The following is a 16,001-nucleotide window of genomic DNA, read 5'->3' as shown; positions in this document are numbered from 1 at the left end:
GACTCAGTCGCGGGCCAGCGAGCGCGTGATGACGGCGTTGGCGGCGCGCTGGAAGCCGGTGACGACGGCCTCGAGGGTGAGCTGGCGCAGCCGGGCCATGGTCATCTCGAGGCGCTCGGCGTCGGCCGGCGAGTGGGCGTCACGGCGGTAGGGCTCGAGCACCTCGGTCCGGAGGATCTCGGTGAGGTCCTCGACCAGCGCCTCCATGTGCCGGCGGATGGCGTCGCCGGCCTTGCCCATGCTGTCCTCGGGGATGTCGAGGTCGAGCAGGCCGACGCCGACCTGGAGGTTGGGCATCGCGACCCAGCCGCCGTCGGTGCGCTCGATGCTGCCGAGCTTCTCGAGCAGGGACAGGTCGTCGTCGGAGAGGCTCCGGCTGGCCTTCTTCTCGAGCTGGCGGCGGGTCAGCTGCTCGGGCGGCTTGCCCGTCCAGGACGTGAGCATGGCCCGTTGCAGGACGAGGTCCTCGACGGTCGCGTCGAGTGGCACGCTGGCCAGGAAGCCCTCGATCGCCTGAAGCGTGAACCCGTGCTCCTGCAGGGCCCGCACGACCTCCAGCCGGGCCTTGTGGACGTCGTCGTAGTAGGCCACCCGGCCCCGCCGTACGGGCGTCGGGATGAGCCCGAGGCTGGCGTAGTAGCGGGTGGTGCGGACGGTCATCCCGACGGCGGCGGAGAGCTCGTCGATCGTGAGCAGGCCACTCGGCAGATCGTCTGGCTGAGCACTCATGACTGTCACAGTAATACTGTCAAACAGCTGCCGCCAACTGCCGCGCCGCAGCGAGGTCCACGGCTGACGGGCCCGCGAAATCTGTGACCCGGACCACTTGACGTCGCGCAGGGACGAATGTGACAGTGCTTGTGTAACAGTCCTGCTGTCACACCCGAGGCTGCTCCCTCCGACCCCTGAGGTACTTCCATGGTGAACCGCGCCCCCGCGCTGCCACCCGCCGCCGGCGGGTCCCTGCGGGAGTCGTTCACCACCGAGCTCCGGGCCGGCTACCGACGCAACCTGCGCGACCTCAAGCCCATCGCCGAGCTGCTCGCGCTGCTGCGCTTCGGCGAGCAGGTCATCTCCGGGACGGTGCGCACCATCGTCCAGCGGCGGTTCCCGCTCGAGGAGTACTTCGTCCAGACCTGGTACGCCGTCCGCGTGTGCACCCTGCCGGCGCTCGCGGTGTCGGTGCCGTTCGGAATCATCCTGGCGCTCCAGGTGGGCGTGCTCGCGCAGGAGGTCGGCGCGGTGTCGTTCACCGGCGCCGGCAACACCCTCGCCGTCGTCCGCCAGGCCTCACCTCTGATCACCGCCCTGATGCTCTCCGGGGTGGCGGGGTCGGCCATCTGCGCGGACCTCGGGGCGCGCAAGATCCGCGAGGAGCTCGACGCCCTGGAGGTCATGGGCATCTCGGTCACCGAACGGCTCGTCGTACCCCGGATGCTCGCGACGGTGACCGTGGCCGTGCTCCTCAACGGGGTGGTCATGTTCTTCACGATCATGACCACGCTGTTCGTCAGCGTCGCGGTGATGAACCTCCCGCCGGGCAGCTACCTCGCGTCCGTGACCACGCTCGCGCAGCTCTCCGACCTCTGGCTCTCGCTGGGCAAGGCCGCGATCTTCGCGGTGATCTGCGCGGTCGTCGCCTCCTACAAGGGTGTCAACGCCAAGCAGGGGCCCACGGGCGTCGGCGACGCGGTGACCAGCGCCGTGGTGGTCAACTTCGTGCTGCTCTTCGCCGCCAACTTCGCGATCTCGCAGCTCCACACGACCTTCGTCGGGGGTCCGCTCGGATGAGCACCGTGGTCCCCGGACGTACCCCCGGACGAGCGCGCGCGGCCGCCGACCGCGCCGTGGTCGGGACCGGTGCCGGGATCGGCGCCCAGGTGGTGCTCGCCTGGCGGGCCCTGCTCGGCACCCGGATCGCGATCACGCACTACCGCGGCGAGGTGGGCCGGGTGCTGGCCGAGGTCACCCTCGGCTCCGGCATCTTCGTGGTCGGCGGCGGCGTGGTCGGCGTGGTCCTGCTGCTCTCGACGCTCACCGGGACCGAGGTCGGGCTCGAGGGCTACAACGGCCTCGAGGTGATCGGGCTGGCGCCGCTGACCGGCTTCATCTCCGGCTACGCCAACACCCGTGAGCTGGCCCCGATCGTGGCCTCGCTCGGCTTCGCGGCCCGGATCGGCTGCGGCTTCACCTCGCGGATCGGCGCGATGCGCATCAACGAGGAGATCGACGCGCTCGAGGCGATGGCGATCCGGCCCATCCCCTACCTCGTCAGCACCCGCCTGATCGCGTCGTGGATCGTGATCCTCCCGCTCTACCTGATCGGGCTGGTCGGCACCTACCTCGCGACCGACGTCATGGTGACGACGTTCTACGGCCAGTCGGCCGGCACCTACGACCACTACTTCCAGACCTTCGTCTCGCCCGTCGACGTGCTCTACTCCGGGCTCAAGGTGGTCGTGCTGACGACCGTGGTGACGGTGATCCACTGCTACCACGGCTTCACCGCGTCCGGCGGTCCGGAGGGAGTGGGGCGCGCCACCGGGCGCGCGATCCGCTCCAGCATCATCGCCCTGACCGTCCTGGACATCCTGTTGACGCTGGCCCTCTGGGGCCCCGACCAGCAAGTGCAGATCTCGGGCTGATGAGCGACTTCCTCTATCCCCACGCCCAGCGCTCGCCGCGCGCCGTACGGCTGCGCCAGTTCGGCATCGGCGCCCTCGCCGTCACGGTGTTCATGGCCGTCGCCGCCTACCTCGGCGGCTCCTACGTCGGCCTGCTCACCCGCGACCTCTCCGTCGACGCCCGGCTGACGACGACCGGCGACTCTCTGGGGGTCGGCTCCGACGTGAAGTTCCGCGGGCTGCGCGTCGGCCGGGTCCTGGAGGTCGTCTCGGGGAGCGAGCCCTCGGCGCGGATCGTGCTGATCCGCGAGCACGCCGACCAGATCCCCGGGGACGTGGTCGCGCGGGTGCTGCCCGGCACCCTGTTCGGCAACGAGTACGTCGAGCTCCTCACCCCGGACGGCGGGGCGGGCGCGAGCGCGAGCGCGAGCCCGATCGCCGACGGGGCGGTCATCGCGGCCGACCGCTCCGCGCGGACGCTGCGGCTGATGGACACGTTCAGCGCGACCCAGCGGCTGCTGGTCGCCGTCGACCCGGCCCGTCTCGACGCGGCGATCTCACAGCTCTCCTCCGCCCTGGACGGACGCGGCGACGACCTGGCCCGGTTCATCCAGGACGCCGACCGGCTGCTCGCGGCCTGGGCCCCCCACGAGGCGACGTTCTACGAGGACCTCGAGCTGATCGCGCGCAACGTCGACACGCTCGCCGACATCGAGCCCGAGCTCGTCTCCGCGCTGGAGGACTCGCTGCCCGTCGCCCGCACCATCGCCGAGAAGGAGCGCGCCACCCGCCGCCTCCTCGAGGGCGGCACCACGCTGCTCACGAGCGTCAACGGCTTCCTCATGGACAACACCGCCACGTTCGTCAACGTGCTCCACGGCGCCGCGGCCACGATCGAGGCGTTCGCGCAGCGCCATGCCCCGTTCGAGGAGCTGCTGCGCAAGCTGCCGCCGGTGCTGGTCAACGGCGCCAACGCGATCCAGGGCACCGCGATCCAGATGAACGCCGCCATCGGCGGCCAGTTCCCCGACGCCTACGACGCCGACGACTGCCCGCGCTACGGCCACCTCGAGGGCAAGAACTGCCGGGGTGCCCGATGAGAGGACTGGTGCGCAACCCCGGACCCGTCATCGGCGTACTGCTGTTCGCACTCGTCTCGGTCGTGCTCACGAGCATGGTGGGCCGGACCCTGTCGCAGGGCACCGACGGCGAGACACTGCGGGTGCACGCGGAGTTCAGCGACGCGGCCGGGCTCCGGGTCGGCGACGACGTCCGCATCGCCGGCGTCCGCGTCGGCCGGGTCTCCGAGACCCGCCTCGTCGGCGAGGTCGCGCTCGTGACCATCGACGTCGAGCGCACGCAGGAGCTCGACGCCGGCACCCTCGCGTCGATCGACTACCTCAACCTCATGGGACAGCGGTACGTCGCGCTCTCACCCGGCGCCGCCGGCCAGCGGCCGCTCCGCGACGGCGAGACGATCCCGTTGGAGCGCACCAGCCCGGCGCTCGACCTGACCGCCCTGTTCAACGCGTTCAAGCCGCTCTTCGACAACCTCGACGGCGCCGACGTCAACCAGCTCGCCGGCAACCTCGTGCAGACCCTGCAGGGGCAGGGCCCGACCCTGCGCGACCTGCTGCGGCAGACCGCCGTGCTCACCGGCAACATCGCCGAGCGCGACGAGGTGATCAGCCAGGTCGTCGACAACGTCAGCCTGGTCCTCGAGACCACCGCCGGCCACCGCAAGCAGATCGCCACCCTGATCACCGACCTCGGCGACCTCACCCACGGTCTCGCGCAGGACCGCGACGCCATCGGCGCCAGCATGGACAGCATCCAGGAGCTGACCTCGCTGGCCGACGGTCTCCTCGACGACACCGGCACCGCGATCACGCGCGACATCGCGGGGCTGCGGACCTTCACCGCGTTCCTGGCCGCCAACACCGTGGCGCTGCGCGACGGCATCTCGGGCCTCCCCACCCAGCTGGCGCTCTACATCAAGACGCTCAGCTACGGCAGCTTCCTCAACGTCTACATCTGCAACCTCGACCTCAAGACGACCGGGAGCCCGCCGCTCGACTTCCCGCCGGGCGACCGGCACACGGAGCGGTGCCGATGACCACGCCCAGGAAGCGCGGCCCCCGGCAGCACCGCCTCGCCGTCCCGGTGATCGTGGTGCTGGTGCTGGCCGCGCTCGTGGTCGCGGTCCGCGTGATCCCGCGCGACACCGGCTACCACGCCGAGCTGCCGCACGCCGCCGGCCTGCGGGCCGGCGACGCGGTGCGCGTCGCCGGTCTCGAGGTCGGCCGGGTGACATCGGTGACTGCCAAGGGCGACACCGTCCACGTCGACTTCACGACCAGCGACGACGTCGAGCTGACGACGGACACGCGCACGCAGGTCAAGCTGGTGTCCCTGCTGGGCAAGCGCTACCTCGAGCTCGACCCGGGTGAGGGCGAGCCCCTGGAGTCGGGCGACACCCTGGACAAGGCGCAGGCCGACACGACGTACACGCTCGAGCGCTTCTGGCTCGACGCCACCCCGGAGGTCGAGGCTCTCGACCTGGCTCTGATGGAGAAGGCGATCGACACGCTCAGCACCGACCTGCGCGGTCGGCCCGGCGACCTGGCGGCGGCGCTCGACGGGATGACCGAGGTGTCGGGGATCGTCTCGACCCGGGACGGCCAGCTCGACCGGCTGCTCGAGTCGACGCGAGCGGTGACAGACCTGCTCGTCGACCAGCAGGACGAGCTGGTGTCGCTGATGACCGACGCCGACCTGGTGATGACGATGGTCTACGAACGGCGCGAGGCGCTGCGGCTGCTCCTGCACGACAGCCGCGACCTCGTCGTCCGGCTCACCTCCCTGGTGCGCGACAACCAGGCCGGCCTGGGGGCGACGCTGCGCGACGCCCGCAAGGTGCTGCGGGTCCTCACCGCCCACAAGGCCGACCTCGACCGCACCCTCGAGCTGGCCGGGCCGGCGATGCGCTTCTTCACCAACGGCACCGGCGACGGTCCCTGGCTGGGCGTCAACTCCCCCTACTTCGTCTTCCCCGACGACCTCATCTGCACCACGACCCGGCCGGAGGACTGCACGTGACCCGCCTGCCCACCCGTCTGGTCGCCGCCCTGGTCGCCGCGACCCTGGTCGCGGCCGCCCTCGTGGCGTGGACGACGCGCTCGCACGACGAGCCACTGACCGTCACCGCCGACTTCTCCGACACGACCGGCCTCTACGTCGGCAACGACGTGGAGTTCCTCGGCGTCCCCGTCGGCGAGATCACCTCGATCGAGCCGCGCGGCACCACGATGCGTGTGCACATGGAGCTGGCCCCCGGCACCGAGCTGCCCGCCGACGCGGGCGCGGTGGTCCTGCAGTCGGCCCTGGTCACCGACCGGTACGTCGAGCTCGGCCCGGCCTACACCGGCGGCGAGGTGCTCGCCGACGGGGCCCACATCGACGACGCCCACACCCGCAGCCCGGCCACCATCGACGAGGTCACCGAGTCGATCGACGAGCTCGTGCGGGCCCTCGACGGCAGCACGCGCGGCGGCAAGGACGTCGGCGACCTGCTCGCCGTCGGCGCCGACACGCTCGACGGCAACGGCCTGCGCATCCGCGACGCCCTGGTCGCCGGGGAGCGCGCCCTGCGCACCGTCAACGGCAAGAGCGAGGATATCCGCGCCGTGACCGGCAACCTCGCGCTCCTGGCCCAGGCCCTGCGCCGTCGCGACACCACCATCCGCCGGTTCGCCAACAGCGTCAGCCTGTCGACGCACGTGGTCGCCCAGCAGCGGCGCAGCCTGCGCCAGACGCTGACCTCGCTCGCCGACCTGAGCACCTTGACCACGACCTTCGTGCGCCGCAACCGCGACGTGCTCCAGGGCGACCTGGAGGCGGCGCTCCAGGTCGCCCGGGTCGTGCACCGACGCCAGGACCAGCTCGCCGAGGCGTTCGACACCATGCCCACGCTCGCCCAGAACCTCGCCCAGGCCTACGACTTCGAGCTCGGCCGGCTGCGGGTGCAGTTCTCCACGAAGGTCGGCCCGTTCAGCTCGGTCTTCCGCGCCGAGATGTGTGACCAGCTCCGCGTCCCCCTGTGCGACGTGCTGTTCCAGCCCGACGGCGGCGGGCTCCTGGACCCGCTCCTCGACGGCATCCTCGACCAGTTCCCGGGGGACTTCCCGTGACCCGCGCATCCGTTCGTCTCGCCGTGGTCGCGCTCGCACTGGGAGTGGGTACGACGGGTTGCGGGCTCGAGCTGCAGGACGTCCCCACGCCGTCGCTGGTGAGCGGACCGACGTACGAGATGGAGGCGGTGTTCGACAGCGCCCTCAACCTGCCACCGGAGGCCCCGGTCAAGCTCGAGGGCGCCACGATCGGGCAGGTGGGGTCGATCGAGGTGCACGACTACGAGGCGCACGTCGGGATGGAGATCGTCGAGGACGCCCGGCTGCACGAGGGTGTCCGGGCCGAGATCCGGCTCACCTCCCCGATGGGCACCGCGTTCGTCGAGCTCATCGACGGCACCGGACCCGAGCTCGCCGAGGGCGGGACCATCCCGGTCGCCAGCACCTTGCGCGCACCCGACGTCAGTGACCTGCTCAGCTCGCTGTCGGTCGTGGTCACGGGGGGCAGCTACGGCGACATCAAGACCATCGTCGACGAGCTCAACGTCGCCCTGACCGGCAACACCGGCGAGGTGCGCAGCCTGGTCACACGGCTCGACTCGACCATGCGCTCGCTCAACGCCCACACCGACGACATCGACCTGACCCTGGCCGGCCTCGACCGGCTCAGCACCGCGCTCGCCGCCGACGCCCCGGTGCTGTCGAAGGCGGTCACCGAGCTGTCGCCGACCGTGCGCGCCCTGGCCCGCCAGCGGACGTCGCTGATGGCGCTGCTGAAGCAGGTACGCCGGTTCGGCGTCACGTCGGCGCGGGTCGTCACCAGCTCGCGCCGCGACCTGGTGACCGCCGTCAGCGAGCTCGGCCCGGTGCTGCGCAGCCTCAACCGCAGCCGTCGGCACCTGGTGCCGATCCTCGACGGCATCCTCGAGTTCGGCCGCAAGACCGCCATCGCGAGCCCGGGCGACTTCTCCAACTTCGACCTGACCTTCGAGCTGGCGCCCCGCGACCTGGTGCCCGACCCCACGCAGCCGCCCGGGCCCGACCTGCCAGACCTGCCAGACCTGCCGGATCTGCCCGACCTGCCGTCGCTGCTCGGCTTCCTGGACGCCGCGATCCCCGGGTCGCCGGCCGAGACCCCGAGGAGCACCCGATGAGCCGCACCCAGCTCAAGCTGCGCCAGCGGGCCCGCGTCGCGCAGGCGCTGCTGCTGGTGATCCTGGTCGGCGGCACCGTCTACGTCGCCGACATCGTGGTCGGGGGCGGGCTCTTCCGCGACCCCTACGAGGTGCGGGTCCACCTCCCGGAAGCGGCCGGCCTGCACGAGAAGTCGACGGTCAACTACCGCGGCCAGCGCATCGGCGCGGTCACCGACGTCGGGCTCGACGAGGAGGGCGTGGTCGCCACCATCGCCATCGACGAGGGCGTCAAGGTGCCGCGCGACAGCGACTTCCTGGTGCGCAACCTGTCCGCGGTCGGCGAGCAGTACCTCGACATCCGGCCCCGCACCGGCTCCGGCCCGTGGCTGGAGGAGGGCACCACGATCGCGGCCTCCGAGACCAGCGTCCCGCTGCCGATCCACACGGTGATCGCGGACACCCAGGACCTGCTCGCACGGATCGACGTACGAGACCTGCGGACGATCGCGCGTGAGGCCGAGCTCGCCTTCGGCGACGGCTCGGCCGACCTGCGCGCGACCACGGTCGAGCTCGAGCGGACCTTCGCCCTGCTCCAGGAGCTCGAGCCGGACCTCACCTCGCTGGTGGTCGACGGGCAGGTCCCGCTGCGCACGGGGGTCGCCAAGGAGGGCGAGCTGAGGCGCTTCGCGCGCGACCTCGCACTCGTCTCCGAGGAGCTGCGTCGCGCCGATCCCACCATCCGCCGCCTCATCGACGACGGCTCGACCCTGCTCCCCCTCGTCAGCGACCTGTGGCGCAGCACCGCTCCCGTTCTCTCCGACCTGCTCGGCGTGATGTCGCCGCTCATGGAGATGTCGGAGGCCCACCTGCCCGGGCTGCACGTCTGGCTCGACTGGGTGCCCCGTCAGGTGCTCGCGATGGCCGGGAGCACCCGCGACGGCACCGGCCACGTGCTGCTGGTCCCCAAGGTGCTGAAGAACTGCATCTACACCGACGACCAGCGCGACCCCTCGGACCTCGAGGACGTGCCGCTCGGCCTGCAGCGACGGTGCACCACCGAGGCGCCCGGGATCCAGGCCCGCGGCTCCCAGAACGTGCCCACCCCGTGACCGCCGTACCGGGGTGTGGAACCATCCCTTGAATCGTGACAGTCTTGCTGTCACAGTTGCGCTGAAACCACGAACCCCCACGGAGGCCCCACGATGCAGACCCCTTCCATCTACGAGCAGGAGCACGAGGACTTCCGCTCCACCGTGCGGTCGTTCATGGACAAGGAGGTCGTCCCGCACCACGCGCAGTGGGAGAAGGACGGCATGGTCAGCCGCGAGGTCTGGACCAGGGCGGGCGCGCAGGGCCTGCTCTGCTTCGACGTAGACGAGGAGTACGGCGGCGCCGGCATCAAGGACTTCCGCTACAACATGATCATCGCCGAGGAGATCAGCAAGGTCGGGGCCAGCGGGCTCGGCTTCCCCGTGCACACCGACATCATCGTCCCCTACATCAGCCAGCTCGGGACCGAGGAGCAGAAGCAGCGCTGGCTCCCCGGCCTGGTGAGCGGCGAGCTGATCTCGGCGATCGCGATGACCGAGCCGGGCGCCGGCTCCGACCTCCAGGGCATCCGCACGACTGCCGTCGACAAGGGCGACCACTACGTCGTCAACGGCTCCAAGACGTTCATCAGCAACGGGATCATGTCCGACCTGGTGATCGTCGTGGCCCGCACCAACCCCGACGCCGGGCACCAGGGCATCAGCCTGCTGGTGGTCGAGCGCGGCATGGAGGGCTTCGAGCGCGGCCGCAACCTCGAGAAGATGGGCCTCAAGGCCCAGGACACCTCCGAGCTGTTCTTCGACAACGTCGAGGTGCCCAAGACCAACCTGCTCGGCGAGGAGGGCTCCGGCTTCATCTCGCTGATGGTCAACCTGCCGCAGGAGCGGATCTCGATCGCCGCCATCGCCGTCGCCGCCTGCGAGCACGTGCTCGAGCTGTGCCTGAGCTACGCCAAGGAGCGCGAGGCCTTCGGCCGGCCGATCGGCAAGTTCCAGCACAACCGGTTCCTGCTGGCCGAGATGGCCACCGAGGTCCACATCGCCCGGGTCTTCGTCAACGACTGCGTGACCAAGCTCAACGCCGGCGAGGTCGACACGACGCTGGCGTCTATGGCCAAGTGGTGGACCACCGAGCTCCAGAAGAAGATCGTCGACCAGGGCGTCCAGCTCCACGGCGGCTACGGCTACATGTCGGAGTACCCCATCTCCAAGGCCTACGTCGACAGCCGGATCCAGACGATCTACGGCGGCACGACGGAGATCCAGAAGGAGATCATCGGCCGGAGCCTGGGCATCTGACGTGGACTTCGACCTCCCCGACTCGGCCCTCGCCGTACGCGACGGCGTCGCCGCCATCGCCGCCAAGTACGACCACCACTACTGGTCGGCGTGCGAGGAGGACCACCGGTTCCCCAGCGAGGCCTGGAAGGACCTGGCCGACGGCGGCTGGATCGGGCTCTCCGTCCCCGAGGAGTACGGCGGGGGCGGGGCCGGGATGCTCGAGCTCGCCGTCGCCTGCGAGACGCTCGCGGCGTCGGGCGGCACGGCCGGGATCTTCCTCTACATCCTGACCCCGGGGTTCGGCGCGATGACGCTGTCGCGGCACGGCACCGAGGAGCAGAAGCGGACGATCCTGCCCGGCGTCGCCACCGGCGACGTGCAGTTCTGCCTCGCGCTGACCGAGCCCGACGCCGGCAGCAACGCGCTCGCCATCCGCACGTCGGCGCGCCGCGACGGGGACGACTTCCTGGTCAAGGGACAGAAGATCTGGATCTCCGGCGTCGAGAACGCCGACTGGATGCTGGTCGTCACCCGCACGACGCCGCTCGAGGACGCCAAGCCCCGCACGGCCGGGTTCACGATCCTGCTGGTCGACGTCAAGCAGGCGCTCGCCGACGGCACGCTCACCTACACGCCGATCCCCAAGATGGGCGGCAACGTCGTCACGTCGAGCCAGGTCTTCCTGGACGACGTCCGGGTGCCCGCCTCCCAGGTCGTCGGCGAGGTCGACAACGGCTTCCCGGTGCTCTGGGACGTGCTCAACCCCGAGCGGATCCTCGCCGCGGCCGGCGGTGTCGGCGCCGCCGAGGTGGCGCTGGAGCTCGCGGCGGAGTACGCCACGCAGCGCGAGGTCTTCGGTCGGCCGATCGGTGCCAACCAGGCGATCCAGTTCCCGCTGGCCCAGCTCAAGGCCAAGACCGAGCTGGCGCGCCTGATGACCTACAAGGCAGCGTGGCTCTTCGACCAAGGTCGCCCTTGTGGCAACGAGACCAACGTGGCCAAACTAACCGGAGCCCAAGTCGCCTGGGAGGCCGCCAACCAGGCGTTCCAGACGTTCGGCGGCATGGCGTATTCGAAGGAGTACCCGATCGAGCGGCTGTTCCGGGACAGCCGGATCGGCAAGAACATCCCCGTGGCCGAGGAACTCATCCTCGCTCACATCGGAACCCAGATGCTCAACCTGCCCAGGAGCTATTGATGACCCAGAACAACGACGTTCTCGCCGAGCGAGCCCGGATCGAGGACCAGGTCGGGGGACGGACCCTGATCGACATGCTCGCCGCGACCGCGCGCGACAAGGCCGACGACCCGGCGTACTCCCACCGGCACGGCGCGGCCGAGGGCGAGAGCTGGCGCACCCTGACCTGGGCCGAGACCCGCGAGCTCGCCCTCGACGTGGCCGCCGGTCTCGTCGCCCGTGGCGTGGCCGTCGGCGACACCGTGGCGATCATGTCGTCCAACCGCACCGAGCACTACGTCGCCGACATGGGTGCGGTGCACGCGGCCGCCACCCCGATGTCGATCTACAACACGCTGTCGGCGACCCAGGTCGCCTACGTCGCGGGCGAGTCCCGCCCCACCGCGGTGGTGGTCGAGAACGCCGACCACCTCACCCGCTGGGCCAAGGCCTTCGACGAGGTCGACAGCATCGCCACCGTCGTGGTCATCAACGCCTCCGACGTCCCCGAGGGCGACCGCTTCCTCAGCTGGGACGACCTGGTGGCCCTGGGCTCCTCCCAGCGCGACGAGCTCGCCTCGGAGCTGGAGGCGCGCGCGGCCCAGGTGAAGCCCGAGACGCCGGCGACGATCCTCTACACGTCGGGCACCACGGGCAACCCCAAGGGCGTCGTCCTCACCCACCACAACGTCCTCTACGAGGCACTGAGCACCCTCGAGGCCGCCGGACTCCACGACCCCCAGGTCGCGGTCAGCTACCTGCCGCTGGCGCACATCGCCGAGCGGGTCCTCGGGCTCTACGGCCCGCAGATCCAGGGCAGCCACATGCACGCGATCGGCGACCCCTCCGAGCTCCTCGCCGCGCTGGGCGAGGTCCGCCCGACGGCGTTCTTCGGCGTACCCCGCGTGTGGGAGAAGATCAAGACCGGTATCTCCGCCAAGCTCGCCGCCGACCCCAACCCCGACAACGTCGCGATGGTCGAGCGGTCGATGGCCGCCGGGCTCGCGTGGGTCCAGGCCACCGAGGTCGGCAAGGAGATGACCCCGGAGATCGAGGCGGCCTACCGCGAGGCCGACGAGGCGATCCTGGGCTTCCTCAAGCTGCTGCTCGGCCTCGACCGCGTCACCTGGGCCGGCTCCGCCGCCGCGCCCATGCCGCTGGAGGTCGCCAAGTTCATGGCCGGCCTGGGCCTCGCCGTCTACGACGTCTACGGCATGACCGAGACCTGCGGCGCGATCACCGCCAACGGTCCGGGCAACTTCCGGCTCGGCTCGGTCGGCCGCGCGACGCCCGGCATCGAGGTGCGCCTCGACGACGACGGCGAGGTGCTGGTCCGCGGACCGGTCGTCACGCCCGGCTACCACCGCCAGGAGGAGGCCACCCGCAACCTGATCGACCAGGACGGCTGGGTCCACACCGGCGACATCGGCACCCTCGACGGCGACGGCTTCTTCGCGATCGTGGACCGCAAGAAGGAGCTGATCATCACCTCCGCGGGCAAGAACATCGCGCCGTCCAACATCGAGAACTACCTCAAGGAGTCGCCGATCATCGGCCACGCCATGGCGATCGGCGACGGGCGTCCCTACGTCGTCGCGATCATGACCCTCGACGCGGAGATCGCGCCGATCGTCGCGGAGAAGCTCGGCGTCGAGTACCAGGACCTGGCCGAGCTCGCCCAGCACCCGGCGATCCTCGGCATGGCCCAGGCCACCGTCGACGCCGCCAACGAGCGCCTCTCGCGTCCCGAGCAGGTCAAGGCCTTCGAGCTACTCCCCGTCGAGTGGACCGCCGAGTCCGAGGAGCTCACCCCGACCCTCAAGCTCAAGCGCCGCGTCGTCAACCAGAAGTACTCCGACGTCCTGGACCGCCTCTACAGCTGACCGTCCCGACCACCGAGTCGGCGTGAAGAGTCACTCTTCGCGCCGGCTCGGCGTCATTTGGGGGTGCACTGGCGCCGACTCGGCGTCGACAAGCAGCCAGTAGATCTGATACACCATGACTGTGACAGTGAAACTGGCAGCGTTTGACGAGGTCTCGGCGCCCGCTCTGCCGGCCGAGCCGCTCGGCCCCGGCTCGATCCTCTGGTACGCCGCCGGGGACCTGCGGATCTTCCTGGTCGCTGTCCGTGCCCTGATGTTCCAGGTCGCGTACCCCATGGTCGGGGCCGGTGTCGGCGAGCACTCGGTCTACAAGACCGACCCCTACGGCCGGCTCTGGCGCACCAGCCAGTCCGTGACCCGCCAGGTGTACGGCGGGGTCGCCTCGGCCGAGGAGGGCCAGCGCCTGATCCGGATGCACGCCGACATCAAGGGCACCGACGACCAGGGCCGGCGCTACCACGCGCTCAACCCGGAGGCCTACCTCTGGGTGCACGCCACGATGTACGAGACCTACCTCCTCTTCCTCAGGGACTTCGGCCCCGGCCTCACCGAGGCCCAGGAGCAGCAGCTCTTCGAGGAGTGGCAGCGGATGGGCCTGCTCATCGGCGTCAAGGAGTCGGTCCTGCCCCGGACCCAGGACGAGTTCTGGAGCATGTGGGCGCGCGTCGAGGACACCCTCGAGAACAACTACGTCGTGCAGGACCTGCTCCACACCGCGCCGCGCAAGCCGCCCTACACCCCGCTCCCCCAGGCGTTCCTCGACTGGCTGGCCCGGCCCCTCCTGCGCCGCCAGCGTGAGGTGATCGCGGTGACCGTTAGTCCCGAGCTGCGCGGCCGCTTCGGGCTGCCGACCCCGACCGCGCGCACGGAGCGCCGGGTGCGGGCGATGATGCGCCGCTCCCGCCTGGTGGGCAACCACCTGCCCGACTTCGTGCGCCTCGCCGTGCTCGCCCAGCTGACGATGCGCAAGACCCGCAACGACCCCCGCACCCGCCCCGCCGCCACCCGCTACCCCTAGGACCCCGATGACCGCCACCCCCACCCTGCCCACGACCGCACCCGCCTCCGCCCGGCCGGCGTGGGTCACGCAGGACCGGCTCGACGGCTGGTTCCGCTGGGTCTTCCGCGACCCGACCGGCACCGACACCGTCACCGCCCAGGCGCCGTACGACGGCCGCCCCGTGGCCACGGTCCCGGCCAGCACCATCGGTGACGTGGCCGCGGCCTGCGCCAGCGCCCGCACCGCCCAGCGTGCCTGGGCGGTCGTGCCCTACGGCTCGCGCGCCGAGGTGGTGCTGCGCTTCCACGACCTGCTCGTCGAGCGCCAGGACGAGGTCCTCGACCTGATCCAGTGGGAGATGGGCAAGGCCAGGTTCAGCGCCTGGCAGGAGATCCTCCAGGTCGCCAACATCGCGCGCCACTACGCGCGCCACGGTGCGACGTACCTCAAGGACCGCAAGGTCCGCGGCGCCATGCCCGGCCTGACCAAGGTCAAGGAGCAGCGCGTCCCCAAGGGCGTCGTCGGGATGATCTCGCCCTGGAACTACCCGCTCTACCTCGCCGTCGGCGACGTGCTCCCCGCTCTGCTCGCCGGCAACGCCGTGGTCAGCAAGGCCGACTCGCAGACGGCGCTCACGCTGCTCTGGACCCGGGCGCTGCTCGCCGAGGCCGGGCTGCCGACGGACCTGTGGCACGTGGTCGTCGGGCCCGGTCGCACCGTGGGTGACGCGCTCATCGACCACGTCGACCACATCTGCTTCACCGGCTCCACTCCCACCGGCCGCAGCGTCGGAGCCCGCGCGGGCGAGCGACTGATCGCGGCCTCGCTCGAGCTCGGCGGCAAGAACCCGCTCATCGTGCGCGCCGACGCCGACGTCACCAAGGCCGCCGCCGGCTGCATCGCTGCGGCCTTCGGCAACACCGGCCAGATGTGCATCCACATCGAGCGGGTCCTGGTGCACGACGAGGTGTACGACGCGTTCCGCGACGCCCTGGTCGCCGGCACCGAGGCGCTGCGCCTGGGCCAGACCTTCGACTACTCCGTCGACGTGGGCTCCCTCGCGTCGCAGGCACAGCTCGACGCGGTCGTGGCGCACGTCGACGAGGCCCAGGACCTGGGAGCCGTCGTCCTGACCGGCGGCCGGGCACGTCCCGACCTCGGCCCCTACGTCTACGAGCCCACCGTGCTGGAGGGCGTCACCGACGAGATGGCGGTCTGTCTCGACGAGACGTTCGGCCCGGTGGTCTCGCTCTACCGCTTCTCGAGCGACCACGAGGCGGTCCGGCGGGCCAACGAGGGCAGCTACGGGCTCTCGGCGAGCATCTGGTCCAAGGACGAGGGCGCCGCCGAGCGGATGGCGGGGATGGTCCGCGCGGGCTCGGTCAACATCAACGACGGCGCGGCCGCGGCCGCCGGGTCGATCGAGGCGGGCATGGGCGGCATGGGCGACAGCGGCCTCGGACGCCGCCACGGCGCGGAGGGCCTCCGCAAGTTCACCGAGTCGCAGACCGTCGCCAGCCAGCGGCTGGTGCCGCTGGGCCCGCCGCCGTCGATGGCCCTGGAGACGTTCGTCGGCCTGGGCAACAAGCAGCTGCGGCTGCTCAAGGCGCTGCGCGTGCGCTGAGCGGGGCCGACAGCAGGCCGACAGCGGGCAGGAAGGGGCACGGAAGGTGTCACAACGATGACTTTCCGTCCGTCATCAGGTCAGATCGGGGAGATCC

Annotated in this window: 14 protein-coding genes; 13 read left to right on the top strand and 1 reads right to left on the bottom strand. The window is 70.9% G+C overall.

Features of this window, described 5'->3' with window-relative positions; all coding sequences use genetic code 11:
* Positions 1–3 precede the first annotated feature (3 nt).
* Positions 4–729, bottom strand: coding sequence for a MerR family transcriptional regulator (locus BLR90_RS21295; RefSeq protein WP_091025825.1), 726 nt, complete (start codon positions 727–729; stop codon positions 4–6).
* A 189-nt stretch (positions 730–918) separates the two neighbouring features.
* Between BLR90_RS21295 and BLR90_RS13965 the strand changes: the two genes are divergently transcribed.
* The 13 genes from BLR90_RS13965 to BLR90_RS13905 all read left to right on the top strand — a co-directional run bounded on the left by BLR90_RS13965 (position 919) and on the right by BLR90_RS13905 (position 15,904).
* Entirely contained in the window at positions 919–1,791 is an 873-nt protein-coding gene (locus BLR90_RS13965) for an MlaE family ABC transporter permease (RefSeq protein WP_091025824.1), read from the top strand.
* Positions 1,788–2,645 (top strand): ABC transporter permease, encoded by an 858-nt coding sequence (locus tag BLR90_RS13960; RefSeq protein ID WP_091025823.1) that lies wholly within the window; start codon positions 1,788–1,790, stop codon positions 2,643–2,645. Before BLR90_RS13965 ends, BLR90_RS13960 begins: the two co-directional genes overlap by 4 nt.
* Entirely contained in the window at positions 2,645–3,724 is a 1,080-nt protein-coding gene (locus tag BLR90_RS13955) for an MCE family protein (protein WP_091025822.1), read from the top strand. The genes BLR90_RS13960 and BLR90_RS13955 overlap by 1 nt, the downstream gene beginning before the upstream one ends.
* 8 nt (positions 3,725–3,732) lie before the next feature.
* Entirely contained in the window at positions 3,733–4,740 is a 1,008-nt protein-coding gene (locus tag BLR90_RS13950; RefSeq protein WP_170254391.1) for an MCE family protein, read from the top strand.
* Positions 4,737–5,723 (top strand): MCE family protein, encoded by a 987-nt coding sequence (locus BLR90_RS13945; protein WP_143016220.1) that lies wholly within the window; start codon positions 4,737–4,739, stop codon positions 5,721–5,723. The genes BLR90_RS13950 and BLR90_RS13945 overlap by 4 nt, the downstream gene beginning before the upstream one ends.
* A complete protein-coding gene (locus BLR90_RS13940) occupies positions 5,720–6,814 on the top strand; it encodes an MCE family protein (protein ID WP_170254390.1) in 1,095 nt (364 codons plus the stop codon). Before BLR90_RS13945 ends, BLR90_RS13940 begins: the two co-directional genes overlap by 4 nt.
* Positions 6,811–7,908, top strand: a complete 1,098-nt coding sequence (locus tag BLR90_RS13935; RefSeq protein WP_170254389.1) for an MCE family protein — start codon at positions 6,811–6,813, stop codon at positions 7,906–7,908. Before BLR90_RS13940 ends, BLR90_RS13935 begins: the two co-directional genes overlap by 4 nt.
* Positions 7,905–8,999, top strand: coding sequence for an MlaD family protein (locus BLR90_RS13930; RefSeq protein ID WP_091025817.1), 1,095 nt, complete (start codon positions 7,905–7,907; stop codon positions 8,997–8,999). Before BLR90_RS13935 ends, BLR90_RS13930 begins: the two co-directional genes overlap by 4 nt.
* A gap of 93 nt (positions 9,000–9,092) precedes the next feature.
* The gene (locus BLR90_RS13925) at positions 9,093–10,238 is read left to right on the top strand and encodes an acyl-CoA dehydrogenase family protein (protein WP_091025816.1); all 1,146 of its coding nucleotides are present in this window, start codon (positions 9,093–9,095) and stop codon (positions 10,236–10,238) included.
* A gap of 1 nt (position 10,239) precedes the next feature.
* Complete coding sequence (locus BLR90_RS13920; RefSeq protein ID WP_091025815.1) at positions 10,240–11,418, top strand: acyl-CoA dehydrogenase family protein; 1,179 nt, start codon at positions 10,240–10,242, stop codon at positions 11,416–11,418.
* A complete protein-coding gene (locus BLR90_RS13915; protein ID WP_091025814.1) occupies positions 11,418–13,280 on the top strand; it encodes an AMP-dependent synthetase/ligase in 1,863 nt (620 codons plus the stop codon). Before BLR90_RS13920 ends, BLR90_RS13915 begins: the two co-directional genes overlap by 1 nt.
* Before the next feature lie 127 nt (positions 13,281–13,407).
* Entirely contained in the window at positions 13,408–14,298 is an 891-nt protein-coding gene (locus BLR90_RS13910) for an oxygenase MpaB family protein (RefSeq protein ID WP_176943978.1), read from the top strand.
* Between the two features lie 7 nt (positions 14,299–14,305).
* Positions 14,306–15,904: a succinic semialdehyde dehydrogenase gene (locus BLR90_RS13905; protein WP_091025812.1), complete on the top strand. Its 1,599-nt coding sequence runs from the start codon at positions 14,306–14,308 to the stop codon at positions 15,902–15,904.
* Positions 15,905–16,001: the final 97 nt, after the last annotated feature.

The sequence above is a fragment of the Nocardioides szechwanensis genome (assembly GCF_900103935.1).
Taxonomy (GTDB): domain Bacteria; phylum Actinomycetota; class Actinomycetes; order Propionibacteriales; family Nocardioidaceae; genus Nocardioides; species Nocardioides szechwanensis.
This window is presented reverse-complemented; position numbering and strand designations above follow the sequence as displayed.

Excerpts from the sequence above, each read along its gene's own strand:
- BLR90_RS13960 (WP_091025823.1), top strand. The coding sequence starts at position 1,788 with ATGAGCACCGTGGTCCCCGGACGTACCCCCGGACGAGCGCGCGCGGCC.
- BLR90_RS13945 (WP_143016220.1), top strand. The coding sequence starts at position 4,737 with ATGACCACGCCCAGGAAGCGCGGCCCCCGGCAGCACCGCCTCGCCGTC.
- BLR90_RS21295 (WP_091025825.1), bottom strand. The coding sequence starts at position 729 with ATGAGTGCTCAGCCAGACGATCTGCCGAGTGGCCTGCTCACGATCGAC.
- BLR90_RS13955 (WP_091025822.1), top strand. The coding sequence starts at position 2,645 with ATGAGCGACTTCCTCTATCCCCACGCCCAGCGCTCGCCGCGCGCCGTA.
- BLR90_RS13965 (WP_091025824.1), top strand. The coding sequence starts at position 919 with ATGGTGAACCGCGCCCCCGCGCTGCCACCCGCCGCCGGCGGGTCCCTG.
- BLR90_RS13905 (WP_091025812.1), top strand. The coding sequence starts at position 14,306 with ATGACCGCCACCCCCACCCTGCCCACGACCGCACCCGCCTCCGCCCGG.
- BLR90_RS13915 (WP_091025814.1), top strand. The coding sequence starts at position 11,418 with ATGACCCAGAACAACGACGTTCTCGCCGAGCGAGCCCGGATCGAGGAC.
- BLR90_RS13930 (WP_091025817.1), top strand. The coding sequence starts at position 7,905 with ATGAGCCGCACCCAGCTCAAGCTGCGCCAGCGGGCCCGCGTCGCGCAG.
- BLR90_RS13925 (WP_091025816.1), top strand. The coding sequence starts at position 9,093 with ATGCAGACCCCTTCCATCTACGAGCAGGAGCACGAGGACTTCCGCTCC.